This window comes from Solwaraspora sp. WMMD791 (genome assembly GCF_029581195.1).
Lineage (GTDB): Bacteria > Actinomycetota > Actinomycetes > Mycobacteriales > Micromonosporaceae > Micromonospora_E.
Genome location: NZ_CP120737.1, coordinates 2,904,471 through 2,920,012, shown reverse-complemented (window position 1 = coordinate 2,920,012; position 15,542 = coordinate 2,904,471). Strand labels below are relative to the sequence as shown.

At 71.0% G+C, this 15,542-nt stretch carries 11 protein-coding genes; 9 read left to right on the top strand and 2 right to left on the bottom strand.

All coding sequences use genetic code 11. The features are described 5' to 3' along the window. Positions 1-85: 85 nt before the first annotated feature. Complete coding sequence (metH, locus tag O7623_RS12845) at positions 86-3,742, bottom strand: methionine synthase (RefSeq protein ID WP_282228852.1); 3,657 nt, start codon at positions 3,740-3,742, stop codon at positions 86-88. A 262-nt stretch (positions 3,743-4,004) separates the two neighbouring features. Between metH and O7623_RS12840 the strand changes: the two genes are divergently transcribed. The 5 genes from O7623_RS12840 (at position 4,005) to fabG (ending at position 8,248) form a co-directional block, all read left to right on the top strand. Beyond that, the gene (locus O7623_RS12840; protein ID WP_282228851.1) at positions 4,005-4,535 is read left to right on the top strand and encodes a hypothetical protein; all 531 of its coding nucleotides are present in this window, start codon (positions 4,005-4,007) and stop codon (positions 4,533-4,535) included. Between the two features lie 119 nt (positions 4,536-4,654). Further along, on the top strand, positions 4,655-5,755 hold the full coding sequence (locus O7623_RS12835; protein ID WP_282228850.1) for an exo-alpha-sialidase: 1,101 nt from the start codon (positions 4,655-4,657) through the stop codon (positions 5,753-5,755). Continuing rightward, the gene (locus O7623_RS12830; protein ID WP_282228849.1) at positions 5,756-6,031 is read left to right on the top strand and encodes a MoaD/ThiS family protein; all 276 of its coding nucleotides are present in this window, start codon (positions 5,756-5,758) and stop codon (positions 6,029-6,031) included. Between the two features lie 67 nt (positions 6,032-6,098). Further along, positions 6,099-7,373 (top strand): MFS transporter, encoded by a 1,275-nt coding sequence (locus O7623_RS12825; RefSeq protein WP_282228848.1) that lies wholly within the window; start codon positions 6,099-6,101, stop codon positions 7,371-7,373. 116 nt (positions 7,374-7,489) lie between these two features. After that, positions 7,490-8,248 carry a 3-oxoacyl-ACP reductase FabG gene (fabG, locus tag O7623_RS12820; protein WP_282228847.1) on the top strand — a complete coding sequence of 253 codons (759 nt, stop codon included), beginning with the start codon at positions 7,490-7,492 and terminating at the stop codon, positions 8,246-8,248. A 42-nt stretch (positions 8,249-8,290) separates the two neighbouring features. Here fabG and O7623_RS12815 read toward each other — a convergent pair whose 3' ends face one another. Then, entirely contained in the window at positions 8,291-9,916 is a 1,626-nt protein-coding gene (locus O7623_RS12815) for a glycoside hydrolase family 43 protein (protein WP_282228846.1), read from the bottom strand. Between the two features lie 272 nt (positions 9,917-10,188). On the opposite strand from O7623_RS12815, the gene O7623_RS12810 reads away from it, so the two are divergent. From O7623_RS12810 to O7623_RS12795, 4 genes are all read left to right on the top strand, one after another. Continuing rightward, positions 10,189-11,475, top strand: coding sequence for an extracellular solute-binding protein (locus O7623_RS12810; protein ID WP_282228845.1), 1,287 nt, complete (start codon positions 10,189-10,191; stop codon positions 11,473-11,475). Between the two features lie 4 nt (positions 11,476-11,479). Further along, positions 11,480-12,472 carry a sugar ABC transporter permease gene (locus O7623_RS12805; protein WP_282228844.1) on the top strand — a complete coding sequence of 331 codons (993 nt, stop codon included), beginning with the start codon at positions 11,480-11,482 and terminating at the stop codon, positions 12,470-12,472. Next, a complete protein-coding gene (locus O7623_RS12800; protein ID WP_282228843.1) occupies positions 12,469-13,362 on the top strand; it encodes a carbohydrate ABC transporter permease in 894 nt (297 codons plus the stop codon). The genes O7623_RS12805 and O7623_RS12800 overlap by 4 nt, the downstream gene beginning before the upstream one ends. Before the next feature lie 121 nt (positions 13,363-13,483). Further along, positions 13,484-15,496 carry a hypothetical protein gene (locus O7623_RS12795; RefSeq protein ID WP_282228842.1) on the top strand — a complete coding sequence of 671 codons (2,013 nt, stop codon included), beginning with the start codon at positions 13,484-13,486 and terminating at the stop codon, positions 15,494-15,496. The last annotated feature ends 46 nt before the right edge of the window (positions 15,497-15,542 follow it).

Here is a 15,542-nt window from a genome sequence, read left to right as displayed (position 1 = left end):
TCGGGGTGTCCGCGACGACGGGTCGCGGACACCCCGACCGGCTCTGCGTCCGGTGCCGGCCGTCGAGAGTGCGGCCGGTGCAGGCTCAGTCGGTCTCGTACCCGAGATTCGGTCGCAACCAGCGCTCCACCTCGGCCAGCGGCACACCCCGCCGGGTGGCGTAGTCCTCGGCCTGGTCCCGGCCGATGCGTCCTACCGTGAAGTAGCGCGACGCCGGGTGGGCGAACAGCAGCCCGCTGACGGCCGCCGCCGGGGTCATCGCCCCCGACTCGGTCAACGCGATCCCGGCCCGACCGGCGTCCAACAGGTCGAACAGCTGCCACTTCTCGCTGTGGTCGGGGCTGGCCGGGTAACCGAGCGCCGGGCGGATGCCCCGGAACCGTTCGGCGTGCAGATCCGCCACGTCCGGGTCGGCGTCCGGCTCGTACCAGTCCCGCCGGGCCCGCAGGTGCAGGTGTTCGGCGAACGCCTCGGCCAACCGGTCGGCCAGCGCCTTCACCATGATCGCCCGGTAGTCGTCCTGGGCGGCCTCGTAACCGGCGGCCAGCTCCTCCGCGCCGTGTACGGCGACCGCGAAGCCGCCGAGATGGTCACCGGCCGGCGCCACGTAGTCGGCGAGGCACCGGTTGGGCCTGCCGGCCGGCTTGGTGGTCTGCTGGCGCAGCATCGGCAGCCGTACCGACTGGCCGGAGTCGGCGGCGAGCACCAGGTCGTCACCGTCGGAGTGGGCCGGCCAGAACCCGTACGCGCCGTGCGCCCGCAACGAGCCGTCGGCGATGATCTGATCGAGCATCGTGTTGGCGTCGTCGAACAACTCCCGGGCCACCGGCTGCTCCAGGATCGCCGGGTACTTGCCCTTGAGCTCCCAGGCCAGGAAGAGGAACTGCCAGTCGATCATCGGCCGGAGCTCGTCGAGGGTGGGCTCGACGTAGCGCACCCCGGTGAACGCCGGCACCGGCAGGTCGGTGAAGGAGACCGTCTCCCGGTTGGCCCTTGCCTGGGCCAGCGTGAGCAGCGGCTGGCGCCGGTTGGTGTGCTGCTCGCGCAGCCGCTCCTGCTCGGCCCGGTTGTCCGTGTCGAACTGCTCCGCCCGGTCGGCGCTGAGCAGGTCGGAGACCACCCCGACGACCCGGGAAGCGTCGAGGACGTGCACGGTGACGCCCTCGTAGGCCGGCGCGATGCGGACCGCCGTGTGCTGACGGGACGTGGTGGCCCCGCCGATCAGCAGCGGCAGCTTCAGCCCTCGGCGCTGCATCTCACCGGCGACGGTGACCATCTCGTCCAGCGACGGGGTGATCAGCCCGGACAGCCCGATCGCATCGGCGTTCTCGGCGATCGCGGTGTCCAGGATCTTCGCGGCCGGCACCATCACCCCGAGGTCGATCACCCGATAGTTGTTGCAGCCCAGCACCACCCCGACGATGTTCTTGCCGATGTCGTGCACGTCGCCCTTGACGGTGGCCAGCACCACCGTGCCCGGCCCGCGCTCACCGCTGGGGTCGAACTCGGTGCCGGCGGCGGTGGCGTCCTGGCGGGCCTGCTCCTTCTCCGCCTCCAGGTACGGCTCCAGGTAGGCGACCGACCGCTTCATCACCCGGGCGCTCTTGACCACCTGCGGCAGGAACATCTTGCCGGAGCCGAACAGGTCGCCGACGACCTTCATACCGTCCATCAACGGCCCCTCGATCACGTCGAGCGGCCGGGCCGCCTGTTGGCGGGCCTCCTCGGTGTCGGACTCGATGAAGTCGACGATGCCGTGGACCAGAGCGTGCGACAGCCGGGCGGCGACCGGCGCGTCGCGCCAGGACAAGTCCACGGCGCGTTTCGTGCCGGAGCCGGATACCGTGCCGGCGAAGGAGACCAGCCGGTCGGTGGCGTCGGGTCGCCGGTCGAACAGTACGTCCTCGACCAGCTCCAGCAGGTCGGCCGGGATGTCCTGGTAGACGGCGAGCTGGCCGGCGTTGACGATGCCCATGTCCAGCCCCGCCCGCACCGCGTGCAGCAGGAACGCCGAGTGCATCGCCTCGCGGACCACGTCGTTGCCCCGGAACGAGAACGACAGGTTGGAGATGCCGCCGCTGGTGCGGGCACCCGGGCAGCGCTGCTTGATCAGCGGCAGCGCGTCGATGAACGCCTTGGCGTACCCGTTGTGTTCGCTGATCCCGGTGGCGACGGCCAGCACGTTCGGGTCGAAGATGATGTCGGTCGGGTCGAAACCGGCCTCTCCGGTCAGCAGGTCGTACGCGCGGGCGCAGATGTCGACCTTGCGCTGCGTGGTGTCGGCCTGGCCCTGCTCGTCGAAGGCCATCACCACCACGCCGGCCCCGTACCCGCGGATCTTGCGGGCCTGGTCGAGGAAGACCTCCTCGCCCTCCTTGAGGCTGATCGAGTTGACCACGGCCTTGCCCTGTACGCACTTGAGGCCGGCCTCCAGCACGCTCCACCGCGAGCTGTCGATCATGATCGGGATCCGGGCCACCTCCGGCTCGGTGGCGATCAGGTTGAGGAAGGTGACCATCGCCTGCTCACTGTCGAGCAGGTCGGCGTCCATGTTCACGTCGAGCAGGTTCGCCCCGCCCCGGACCTGGTCGAGCGCCACGTCCACGGCGGCCTGGAAGTCGCCGGCCTCGATCAGCCGGCGGAACTTCGCCGACCCGGTCACGTTGGTCCGCTCGCCGATCATCACGAACCCGGTGTCCGGTCCGATCTCGAACGGCTCCAGACCGCTGAACCGGCTGGTCCGCTCCGGCTGCGGCACGACCCGGGGCGGTGCCCCGGCGACGGCCTTGGCGATCTGCGCGATGTGCTCCGGAGTGGTGCCGCAGCAGCCGCCGACGAGGTTGACCATGCCGGCGCCGGCGAAGTCCGCCAGCAGCGCGCCGGTCTCGGTCGGCGTCTGGTCGTATCCGCCGAAGGCGTTCGGCAGCCCCGCGTTGGGGTGGCAGGCGGTGAAGGTGCCGGCCAGCCGGGTCAGCTCGGCGACGTGCGGGCGCATCTCCTCCGCACCGAGCGAGCAGTTCACCCCGACGACCAACGGCCGGGCGTGCTCGACCGAGCGCCAGAACGCCTCGACGGTCTGCCCGGACAGGGTCCGTCCGGAAAGGTCGACGATGGTGACGGAGATCCACAGCGGCAGCTGCGGGACGGCCTCGCGGGCCGCCGCGATCGCCGCCTTGGCATTGAGCGTGTCGAAGATCGTCTCGATCAGCAGCAGGTCGACGCCGCCCTCGGCGAGCGCCACCATCTGCTCGGCGTACGTCGCCTTCACCTGGTCGAAGGTGACCGCCCGGTAGGCCGGATCCTCCACCCGGGGCGACAGCGACAGGGTGACGTTGAGCGGGCCGACCGAGCCGGCCACGAACCGGCCGCCGAACTCGTCGGCGGCCTGGCGGGCCAGCTGCGCGCCGCGCAGGTTCATCTCCGGCACGTACGCCTCCAGGCCGTAGTCGGCCTGGGCGATGCTCGTCGCGGTGAACGTGTTGGTGGTGGTGATGTCCGCCCCGGCGGCCAGGTACTGCCGGTGCACGTCGAGGATCACGTCCGGCCGGGTCAGGTTCAGCAGGTCCGGGTCACCGGTGACGTCGCGCGGATGATCGGTGAACCGGTCCCCGCGGTAGTCCTCCGGGGTGAGCCGGGCACCCTGCAGCATGGTGCCCCACGCCCCGTCGAGCACCGCGATCCGCTGGCTGAGCAACTCCCGGAGCGCCCGCTCACTGTCGCTGACGTGTGACAACTGGACCACCTGGCTACCTCCGTACAGTCCGGAGGCGCCCTTGTTCACTGGTCACGCCCCCGCTGGCGGGTCGTGATCGCGGCCGAGCGTGGCGGGCGCTCCACGCCCGTCGCAGCGCCTCTCGACCTCGCGTCGAGTCTACCCCTGCGGGCCCGGACACACCCGCAGCACGGCTGCCGTGCCCTTCGCACACCTGTCGGGTAGCTTCGTTCACCGGCTGGGCCGCCCACCGCGTCAGGGCGGCCACCGGACCGACGGGAGATGTAACGACATGGGCAGGAAGACGGTGTACGTCTCCGATTTCAGCGGTGCAGTTCTGGAGCCGGGCGACGAGGTGGTACGGGTGGTCGTGCTGGAGCACCCGGACCTGGTCGCCGGCCCGGTGCGGCTGGAGGCGCGGCCCGACGAGGTGGACAGCATCGACGACGCGGCGCTCGACGTCGCCGTGGTGGAGATCCACGACGGGCAGGGCGACGGCGAGCCACGCCGGGTGACGCTGACCGCCAGCGAGTTCGACTCGCTCGCCACCGACGTGCCCATGGCCCAGTTGCTGCGTACCGCCGAGCGGGTCAAGCCGGCCAGGACCACCCGCAAGTCGGCCGAGCGGATCGACTACGCGACCCTGGAGCACGCGGGCAAGCCGCACCGTGGTCGGACCACCGAGGAGGAGGCCCGGCTGGTTCGCGACCACCTCGACGAGATCAACAAGCGGTTGGCCGACGAGGGGCTGCGCCAGATCGACCCGGCCGATCCCGACCACGCCGAGCGGTACGGCTTCGCCACCCCTGCCGAGCCGGCCTGAGCCCCCGGCCGATCCGGCCTGACCAGCTCGGATCGGCCGGCCGGAAACTGTCGGTCGGGTTCGGCATACTCCGGTCGGGCCGACGACGGCCGTCGGCGTCAGCGACCGGAGGGTGATCAATGGGGACACCAGGTACGCGAGTGCTGCTCGCCGTCGGCACGGCGAAGGGCCTGTTCCTCGCCACCAGCGACGACGACCGGCGTAGTTGGCAGGTGACCGGCCCGCACCTGCCGATGACCGCCGTGTACGCCGTCGCGGTCGACACCCGTCGGGCGGTGCCCCGGCTGCTCGCCTCGGTCACCAACTCCCATTTCGGGCCGAGCGTGAGCGTCAGCGACGACCTGGGGCGCACCTGGTCGGAGCCTCCGCAGCCGCCGGTGGCGTTCCCCGCCGACACCGCGACCGCCCTGGACCGGGTCTGGCAGCTGGTGCCGGCGTCACCGGCCGAGCCCGACGTGGTGTACGCCGGCAGCCAGCCGTCGGCGCTGTTCCGGTCGACCGACGGCGGGGTCACCTTCGAGCTGGTCCGACAGCTGTGGGACCACCCGCACCGGTCCCAGTGGGGTGCCGGGTTCGGTGGTCAGGCGATCCACACGGTCCTGCCCGACCCCCGCGACCCGGCCACCGTGCTGGTCGCCATGTCGACCGGCGGTGTCTACCGCACCGGCGACGCTGGGGCGAGCTGGGCACCGGGCAACACCGGCATCCGGGCCTACTTCCTGCCCGACGAGTGGCCCGAGTTCGGTCAGTGCGTGCACAAGGTGGCCCGCGACGCCGTCGACCCGGACCGGCTGTACGCGCAGAACCACCACGGCGTCTACCGCTCGGACGACGCCGGGGCCACCTGGTCGTCGATCGCCGACGGGCTGCCCAGCGACTTCGGCTTCCCGATCGCCGCACACCCGCACCGGTCCGGGGTGATCTACACCTTCCCGTTGACCGCCGACGCGCAGCGGTTCCCGGTCGACCACCGCTGTCGGGTGTTCCGGTCCGCCGACGCCGGCGCGAGTTGGCAACCGTTGACGGCGGGCCTGCCGGAGCATCCCTACTACCCGGTGGTGCTGCGGGACGCGTTGACCACTGACGACGCGCCGACCGCCGGGGTCTACTTCGGCTCCCGCAGCGGCGACGTCTTCGCCAGCCGGGACGAGGGCGACTCGTGGCGGGCCGTCGCCACCGCCCTGCCCGACGTGCTCTGCGTCCGCGCGGCGGTGGTCTGAGTGGTTACCCTGCTGCTGCCGGGGGCGCTGCGGGCCGACAGCGACGGCCAGGCGCGGCTGGCCGTAGCGGCCTGCGGCACCCTGCGCGCGGTCCTCGACGAGGTGACCGAGCGCTGGCCGCGCCTGGCCCGCCGGATCCGCGACGAGCAGGGCCAGATCCGCCGGTACGTCAACGTCTACGTCGACGGCGCCGACCACCGGCACAGTGGCGGTCTGGACACCCCGGTCCCGGACGGCGCCCAGGTGCAGGTGATCCCGTCGGTCGCCGGCGGCTGACCCGGTCCGCCGGCGATCCGCCGAGGCGGCCGCGACCGTCGTGAGCTGGACCGGCATGATGCCGGGCGTGCCTCGCCTTCTGATCGACCTCAGTCCGCTGCGGTCCAGTGTCCCGTACCGCCGGATGTGGCTCGGCACCTCGCTGTCGGCGATCGGCACCGGCCTGACCACTGTCGCGGTGAGCCTGCAGATCTACGACATCACCGGTTCGACCTTCAACGTCGGCCTGGTGGGGCTGTTCGCGCTGGTGCCGCTGGTGGCGTTCGGCCTGTACGGCGGTGCGATCGTCGACGCCTACGACCGGCGTCGGGTGGTGGTGACCACCTCGACCGGCCTGCTGCTGGTCGGAGTGGGCTTCACCGCCCAGGCATGGTTCGACGTCGGCAGCGTCGGACTGCTCTACGGCCTGGTGGCGGTACAGAACGCGCTGTTCGCGGTCAACAATCCGGCCCGTACGGCGATCGTGCCCCGGCTGCTGCCGGTCGGCCTGCTGCCGGCGGCGAACGCCCTCACCGGCCTGTCGATGGGCCTGTCGTACACGGTCGGTCCGCTGGTCGCCGGGGCCCTGGTCGGCTGGTGGGGCTACTCGGCGACGTACGCCGTCGAAGTGGCGTTGGTGGCGGTGGCGTTGGCGACCCTGGTGGCGTTGCCGCCGGTGCCGCCGGAGGGTGAGGTCCGCCGGGCCGGGTTGGCGTCGGTCTGGGAGGGCCTGCGATTCCTCGGCACCCGACCCAACGTACGGATGACGTTTCTGGTCGACCTGGCCGCGATGGTGTTCGCCATGCCACGGGTGCTGTTCCCGGCGATCGGGGCGACCGCGCTGGGCGGCGGGGCGACCACCGTCGGTCTGCTCAGCGCCGCCATCGCTGCCGGTACCGTCACGGCCAACCTGTTCTCCGGTCCGCTGGGCGCGGTCCGTCGGCAGGGTCTGGCGGTGCTGCTGTCGGTGGCGGCCTGGGGTGCGACGATCGTCGCGTTCGGACTGGTCGTCGCCGCGTCGCCCGGCCCGGTACCCGGCGGCGGCGCGGGTTCGTCACTTTGGCTCGCGGTGGCGGTGCTGGTGCTGGCGGGCGCGGCCGATGCGGTCAGTTCCGTGTTCCGGATGACGATCCTGCAGGCGGCGACGCCGGACGCCCTGCGCGGCCGGCTGCAGGGGGTCTTCATCGTGGTGGTCGCCGGTGGCCCGCAACTGGGCCAGCTGGTGCTGGGCACGACCGCGCAACTGACCGGGGAGGCGCTGGCCGCGATCGCCGGTGGCACGGCCTGTCTGCTGGTGCTGGTGGCGCTGGCCCGCTACCAGCCGGGGTTCGCCCGTTACGACGCCCGGGATCCCACTCCCTGAGCGCCCGCCGGCACCGGCACAATGGTCTGCGCCGGCACATCGGTCGGCGCCGACTACGACGGTCTGCGCCGGCGCGTTCTCCCGCCGGTACCGACGTGCGCCGAAGGAGTCGCTCGATGGACAGGTTCACCGGCCGGGTCGCCGTGGTCACCGGAGCCGCCCAGGGGATCGGGGCCGCCACCGCCACGCGGTTGGCCGACGAGGGTGCCACCGTGGTGCTGGTCGACCTGAGCGCACAGCGGGCCCAGCCGGTGGTCGACGAGATCGTCGCCGCTGGTGGTGCGGCGGTCGCTGTCGGCTGCGACGTGACCGACCCGGTGGCCGTCGACGCCATGATCGACCGCTTGGCGGCCGACCATGGTCGGATCGACATCCTGGTCAACAACGCCGGGATCACCCGGGACAACATGCTGTTCAAGATGCCGGTCGACGACTGGGACGCCGTGCTGCGGACCAACCTGTCGAGCATGTTCCACTGCTGCCGGGCGGCGCAGCGGCACATGGTCCCGGCCCGGTACGGCAAGATCGTCAACCTGAGCAGCCGGTCCGCGCTGGGCAACCGTGGCCAGGTCAACTACGCGGCGGCGAAGGCCGGGGTGCAGGGTCTCACCGCGACCCTGGCGATCGAGCTGGGGCCGTACAACATCAACGTGAACGCCGTCGCCCCCGGCTACGTGGCCACGGCGATGACCGCGGCGGTCGCCGACCGCATCGGCGTGGACCCCGAGGAGCACCGCCGACAGGTGGCCGAGCAGACACCGTTGCGCCGGGTCGGTCAGCCAGCGGAGATCGCGGCGGTCATCGCCTTCCTCGCCAGTGACGACGCGTCCTACGTCAGCGGACAGACACTGTACGTCAACGGTGGGGCCCGCTGAGGCGGCGGCTGTGTCGGGCGGTGCCCGGCCGTGCGGCCGGGCTCACTGCTCCCGGTAGCTGGCGTGGTCGAAGTCGGCGTAGCCGCCGTCGTTGCCGATGTCCTGCACCCAGAGGCCGACGAACGCGCCGGTGAACCCCCACGCCTCCGGCTCGCCGTCGGTCATCCGGGCGGCGTACTCGTCGGACAGGATCGTCGCGTCGAGCTCCACCGGAATCTCCCGCCACTGGTCGCCGCGGTGGTAGCCGAACCGCAGCACCGGGCCGTCGAACACCACCCGCAGGCCGAGCCGGTCGACGTCGGTGACGTCGACGCTGACCTGCGGGTAGGCCCGGCGGCGCCCGCTGTCACAGCTGAGCAGCTGCAACTCCTGGCGTCCGTCGTCGGTACGGGTGATGTACGCGTAGTGCCAGTTCTCGGTGTTGTAGTAGCCGGTGACCCCGGCCAGCTGGCGCGGGGTGTCCGCGCGGAACTCGACGACGGTGTCGAACACGCAGCGCGACGCGCCCACCCGGCGGGCCACCAGGCTGGGGCGCTGTCGACCGACCGGTGACTGGCCACCGACGACGCGCAGGTGCGACGGGCGGCTGGTCAGGTCGAGCCAGTCCGGCGTAGCCGGCCGGCGCAACGTGGCCCAGCGTGGACCGAGCTGCGGGCTGTCGAAGTGGTCGGTCTCCGGCTCGGCGGGCCAGGGGTGTGCCGGCAGGTCGGGGGCGGGGACCTGCTCGGCCGGGAGCTGCCCGGCGACCCGTGGCCAGCCGTCGGCGGACCAGTCGACCCGCGCGATGGCGGTCTCCCGGCCGAGGACGCAGCGACCGAGCGGGGTGTACGGCCGGGCGACCAGGTAGGCGAGGTACCACTCGCCGCCCGGCGTGCGCACCAGACTGCCGTGCCCGGCCTTCTGCAGAGGCAGCTCGGGACGCCCGACCGAGGTGAGCATCGCACCCTGCGGGTCGGCTTCGTAGGGCCCGTGCAACGACCGGGACCGGGCGACGGTGACCCGATGCTCCCAGCTGGTGCCGCCTTCGGCGGTGACCAGGTAGTACCAGCCGTCGTGCCGGTAGACGTGCGGTCCCTCGGTGAGCCCGGCCGACGTACCGGTGAAGATGGTGGTCGGCGCGCCGACTAGTCGCTGGGTTTCCCGGTCGTAGCGCTGGATCTCGATGCCGCCGAAGCGGTCCCGGCCGGGCCGCCAGTCGGCGGTCATCGCCAGCAGCCAGGTGCTGCCGTCGTCGTCGTGGAACAGCGAGGCGTCGAACCCGTGGGCGTGCAGCCGCACCGGGTCGGACCAGGGTCCGTCGATCGACGGCGCGGTGATCAGGTAGTTCTGCGGGTCCCAGTAGCCGCTGGCGAAGCTGGACACATCACTGTAGACGAGGTGGAACAGCCCGTGTGCGTACGTCAGGTCGGGCGCCCAGACACCGCAGGAGTCGCCCGCTCCGGTCAGGTCCAGTAGTCGGCGTTCGGTGAGCACCCCGCCGATCGGGCGCCAGTGCACGAGGTCCCGCGAGTGGTGCAGGGTAACGCCGGGGTACCACTCGAACGTCGAGGTGGCGAGGTAGTAGTCGTCGCCGACGCGCAGCACCGACGGGTCAGGGTAGAACCCGCGCAGCACGGGATTGGTGATGACCCGGGCCGAGGTGGCTACTTCGGTCGTGTCGGTCGGCATGAGTGGTCCTCCGGGCTCGAGCTGCGGCGCCATTTCGATAGTTTTCCGGAAAGTATGCCACCAGGATCGGCGTTGCGGGAGGCATTGATTCCTGCTCATGGCAGCGGGATTTCGGTCTTGACCCTGGCGTGATGCCGTCGTAGCGTGACCGCAGCCATTGCTAGATGTCGATCTAGCGGCGAAAATTCTCGGTGACCACGATCGATCGTATTTGGTATCCGACGGCGGTGCGTGTCCTCCGCGACGCGCCCGCCCATGTGAGGGGACGGCGCATGGCGAGTCCGATCCACCTGTCCCGCCGGTCGTTGCTGGGCCTGGCCGGCCTCGGCGCCGGCGTGCTCGCGCTCGGTGCCTGCGGCGGCGACGACGGTGACGGCGGTCCCGGCTTCGACTGGTGGCACATCCAGAACACCGACCCGATGCTGCCGGTCTGGGCGGCGATGGCCGAGGAGTTCCAGGCGCAGAACACCGGCGTCACGATCACCGTCACGCCGTTGGAGAACGAGGCGTTCAAGGCCCGCCTGACCACCGTCACCCAGGCCGGCAACCCACCGGACCTGTACCACACCTGGGGCGGCGGGGTGCTGCGCCAGCAGGTCGAAGCAGGACTGTGCAAGGACATCACCGACGCCGTCGCACCCTGGCGGGACATTCTCGCCCCGGCGTCGACCCTGCCGTACGAGGTCGACGGCCGACTGTACGGCGTTCCGTTCGACATCGGCATGGTCGGCTTCTGGTACAACAAGGCGCTGTTCGCCGACGCCGGAGTGGACGCGCCGCCGCAGACCTGGGCCGAGTACCTGGACGTCGTGCGCGCGCTCAAGTCCGCCGGGATCACTCCGATCGCGCTGGCCGGGGGCGAGAAGTGGCCGGGCCACTACTACTGGGCCTACCTGGCGATGCGCATCGGCGGCCTCGACGCGCTCGACCAGGCGGCGCAGGACAACGACTTCACCACCCCGGCGTTCATCGGCGCCGGCGAACGGCTGGCCGAACTGGTCGCCCTCGAGCCGTTCCAACAGGGCTTCCTGGGCGCGTCGTACGGTGATCCCGACGGCCAGGCCGCCGCGATGGGCAACGGCCAGGCGGCGATGGAGCTGATGGGGCAGTGGGCGCCGGCGGTCCAGGAGGAGGCGTCCGGTGTCGAGGGCGGCATCGGCGAGGATCTGGGCTTCTTCCCGTTCCCGGCGGTCGACGGCGGCGCGGGTTCGGCGTCGGACGCGTTCGGCGGTGGTGGCGGTTTCGCCGTCGGCCGGGACGCACCCGACGACGCGCTGCGGTTCCTGGAGTTCATCAGCCAGGTCGACAACCAGCGTCGGGCGGTCGCCACGGGTGCGTTCCTGCCGGTGACCATCGGTGCCGAGGACGCCATCACCGACCCGAACCTCGCGCTGGTCGCCGAGACCCTCGCTGCGGCGACCGGCTTCCAGCTCTACCTGGACCAGGCCTACGCCCCGGCGGTCGGCCAGGAGGTCAACGACCGGGTCGCCGAGCTGATCGCCGGGCAGATGTCCCCGACACAGGTGGCCGAGGCGGTCACCACCGTGGCGCAGCGCTGAGGCGATGTCGATCGTGTCCACCGTAGCCGGCCCGTCGCGCGCCCCGGGCCGGCCGCCACCCCCGGGCGTCGACCGCGCCCTGCGTCGCCGTCGGATCAGCGACCGGATCACCATCGTCGCGTTCCTGCTGCCCGCGCTGGTGTTGTTCGCCCTGCTGGTGGTCGTCCCGATCCTGGTGGCCGGCTACACCAGCTTCTTCCGGTGGAACGGATTCGGCGGCGTGCCGACGGACTTCATCGGTCTGGACAACTTCATCCGGCTGCTGGCCGACCCGGTCTTCCTCGGCGACCTGCGGCGAGGGTCGCTGCTGCTGGTGCTGTCGGTGACCGTCCAGCTGCCACTGGCCCTCGGGCTGGCGCTGCTGCTCAACCAGAGGCTGCGCGGCCGGGCGGTGTACCGGACACTGTTCTTCGCACCGTACGTGTTGTCCGAGGTCATCACGGCGGTCCTGTTCACCATGGTCTTCTCCCCGAACCGAGGGCTGGCCAACCACCTGCTCGGTCTGGTGGGCCTGGAGGCGCTGAGCTCGACCTGGCTCTCCGACCCGTCCACCGTGCTCTATTCGGTCTTCCTGGTGATGACCTGGAAGTACTTCGGCTTCCACATGATCCTGCTGCTGGCCGGGCGGCAGAACATCCCGGCCGAACTGCACGAGGCCGCGGCGACCGACGGTGCCGGCGGCTGGCAGACCTTCCGCCACATCACGCTGCCGCTGCTCGCCCCGACGATCCGGATATCGCTGTTCCTGGCGGTGATCGGCACCATCCAGCTGTTCGACCTGGTCTGGGTGCTGACCGGCGGTGGTCCGCTGAACGCCTCGGAGACGATGGCGGTGACCATGTTCCAGTACGGCTTCCGTCGCTTCGAGGTCGGCTACGCCAGCGCGATCAGCATCGCCATGTTCCTGATCAGTCTGCTCTTCGCGGTGCTCTACCAGCGCTTCGTCCTGCGCCGCGACCTCGAAGGAGCCATCACCACCATGCGGGGCCGCAGATGAGCAGATCGGCACGTCCTCCGGCCGCCCCGGCGGGTCGGGCCACCAGCGCCGCCGTGGCCGGCCGCCGCCGCCGGACCCTGCGGGACCTGTCGCTGCATGCCGTCTCGGCCCTCGTCGGGCTGCTGATCATCGTCCCGATCGTCTTCGCTGTGCTCGGCGGGTTCAAGGACAACTCCCAGCTGTCCACCAACCCGTTCGGCCTGCCGGCGCCGTGGATTCCGGCCAACTACCTGGAGATCCTCGGCTCGGACTCCTTCTGGCGGCAGCTGTTCAACAGCACCCTGATCGCGGTCAGTACCGCCGTACTCGTCGTCGCGGTCGCGGCGCTGGCGTCGTTCATCTTCGCCCGCTACGCCTTCCGTGGCCGGGAACTGGTGTTCCTGTTCTTCACCATCGGGCTGATGTTCCCGTTCGCGGTGGCGATTCTGCCGCTGTTCATCCTGCTGCGCACGATGGGGCTGCTGGACAACCCGCTCGGGGTGATCCTGCCGCAGGCGGCCTTCGGCCTGCCGGTGACGATCATCATCCTGCGGTCGTTCTTCCGGGCCATCCCGGCCGAGCTGGAGGAGGCGGCGATCCTGGACGGCTGTACGCCGTTCGGCTTCTTCTGGCGGGTCCTGCTGCCGATGGCCCGGCCGGCGATCGCCACCGTCTCGGTGCTGGCCATCGTCGCCAGCTGGAACAACTTCATGCTCCCGCTGGTGGTGTTCAACGACCCGAACTGGTGGACCATCCCGGTCGGCGTGCAGGAGTTCCAGGGTCAGTACGCCGACGACAGCGCCAAGGTGCTGGCGTACGTGGTGCTGGCGATGGTGCCGGCGCTGGCCTTCTACGCGGTCGCCGAGCGCCAGCTGATCGGCGGTCTGACCATCGGCGCGACCAAGGGCTGACCTGGTGACCCGGACGATCGTGGCGGGTTGACGATAGTCCCGCCGAGCCGGCCGGTCGGCCGGACATGCCGGCCCCGGGGGTGGTTGTCCGGCCGTCGGCAGCTGGCGAGACTGCGTGATCATGAGCCGCCGCAGCCTCGTGACCGTCTCGGCCGTCGTGGTCGTCGTCCTCGCCCTGGCCGTCACCGTCACCCTCGTGGTGCTCGACCGTGACGGTCCGCCGCTGACCGCGAGTGACCCGGACGCCGGGATCTCCGTACGGGTGGACGGCTCGGCCGTCGCCGGCCGGGGCGCCAGCCTGCGGGTCGGGGTGGCCGACGACCCGCCGGCGTTCCCGTCGCAGGGCATGATCACCCCGCTCGGCGACGTCGCGCGGGTCGAACTCGACGGCGGCGAGCTCACCGGCGCCGCCACCATCACGTTCGACTACCCGCCGGACGCACCGGTCGACGACATGTTCATTGCCACCTACGTCGCCGACTGGGAGCAGTGGCTGCCGCTCGGTGGCGACATCGACGCCGACGCCGGCACCATCAGCACCCAGACCCGGCACTTCTCCTACTGGGTCGTCGCCGCCTGGGACCAGGAGGAGACCGCCGCGCAGGCGGCGCTGGTGCTGCAACGGGAGATCAACGCCAACCGGTACGCACGTGGCGTCGCCGGAATCCTGTCCGTACCGCCGCCGCTGGAGTGCCGCTACCAGGCCCTGCCGGTCCGGGTCGACCTGGGCGCATTCATCCCGGGCATGGACACCTGCGCCAGGTTCCACCCGGACCGGGACGGCACGTACCAGTTCAGCGTCGGCAACACCGTCGGCTACCCGCTGCTGCTGGAGTTCCCGCCGGCGTTGACGGTCGAGTCGGCGCCCGACTCCGACACCGGGCCGACCGGCCGGGACAACATCTACACGGCGCTCGTCGAGGACGTCCGGACGCTGATGGGCGATACCGCCGTGGTGCTCAGCTCCGGCACCCGGGTCACCTTCCGGCTCGACCCGGCGAAGCTGCCCGAATCCGGTACGGTCACCCTCAGCGCTCGGCTGGACTACGGACACGTTCTGCTGGACGCCTCCGGCCTGCTGCTGCAACTGCTGCTGCCGCTGAGCCCGGACAGCAGGGCGCTGCAGCTGTGGCGGCAGTCCGAGAAGTACCTGCAGGCCGCAGAGTGCATCCTGACCGAGAGCATCAAGCTGGGTCGGATCGTCGGCAACCCGAACGGTGCCGACCTCACCGGCTGGGTGTTGTCGGCCGCGAACGCCTACTACGAGGGCGTGCTGCGGTGCGCCGAGCCGTTCGTCGACTTCGTGCTCAAGTTCATGGAGAAGCCAGCGGAGACCTACGTCGAGGGGATCTTCAACGGGATCAGCAACAGCCTGAGCGGCCTGCTGAAGCGACGCTTCGACGCGGTGCTCGCCGTCTGGCGCAACTCCGGGGCGATCCGGGAACTGCTCTCCGGGACGGTGGAGCTGGCCCGGCAGGCATTCACCGGCGACAGCGGCCGACGGTCGGTGCGGCTGACCGTCACCGATCCGCCGCTGGACCGGTTGGCTGAGGTGGTACCCCGCCCCGGTGACGGCAACTTCGTCACCGGCACCGGCCCGACCGACTTCGTGGTGACGCAGGAGAGCCAGTTCGCCCCGTTCGGCCCGTTCCGGGGCTGCCCGGGTGACCCGGAGTGGCAACTGGGCTGGAGTTCGACCCCGCACGGCACCGGCTACCTCTATCTGGGTGGGGCCAGTGACCTGATCAGCGCTCAGGTGCAGGTGTCACACGTACCGGCCGGGCAGCGGGCCGCCGTCGAGGAGTATCTGCGGCAGTTGGGTTCCGTCCAGTGCCGCGCCGAGCGGACCGCCGCCGCCTACACCGACTACGGCCCGGTGGTGACCGCCCGGGACTATCCGGCGGTCACCCTGGTCTGGAACGCCCTGGAACAGACCCCGGACTACCAGGCGGCCGGCAGCATCTGGTGGGGCTTCGACCCGCGTACCGGCTATCTGCTCAAGTTGCAGACCCAGCCGTTCGACAATCCCGAGATGTCGATCGGTGAGGTGACCGAGCACAGCGAGACCGCCTGGTACTACCTGGTGAAACGCGCCGAGGCGATGCTCGGGACCGGGCTGGCGCCGGCGTCCTGAGCATCCCGGTCCCCTGTGGAGAAGAGGTGTCCACGGTAGTCTCTGC

Excerpts from the sequence above, each read along its gene's own strand:
- O7623_RS12840 (WP_282228851.1), top strand. The coding sequence starts at position 4,005 with ATGGGCAGGAAGACGGTGTACGTCTCCGATTTCAGCGGTGCAGTTCTG.
- O7623_RS12835 (WP_282228850.1), top strand. The coding sequence starts at position 4,655 with ATGGGGACACCAGGTACGCGAGTGCTGCTCGCCGTCGGCACGGCGAAG.
- fabG (WP_282228847.1), top strand. The coding sequence starts at position 7,490 with ATGGACAGGTTCACCGGCCGGGTCGCCGTGGTCACCGGAGCCGCCCAG.
- O7623_RS12815 (WP_282228846.1), bottom strand. The coding sequence starts at position 9,916 with ATGCCGACCGACACGACCGAAGTAGCCACCTCGGCCCGGGTCATCACC.
- O7623_RS12810 (WP_282228845.1), top strand. The coding sequence starts at position 10,189 with ATGGCGAGTCCGATCCACCTGTCCCGCCGGTCGTTGCTGGGCCTGGCC.
- O7623_RS12805 (WP_282228844.1), top strand. The coding sequence starts at position 11,480 with ATGTCGATCGTGTCCACCGTAGCCGGCCCGTCGCGCGCCCCGGGCCGG.
- O7623_RS12800 (WP_282228843.1), top strand. The coding sequence starts at position 12,469 with ATGAGCAGATCGGCACGTCCTCCGGCCGCCCCGGCGGGTCGGGCCACC.
- O7623_RS12795 (WP_282228842.1), top strand. The coding sequence starts at position 13,484 with ATGAGCCGCCGCAGCCTCGTGACCGTCTCGGCCGTCGTGGTCGTCGTC.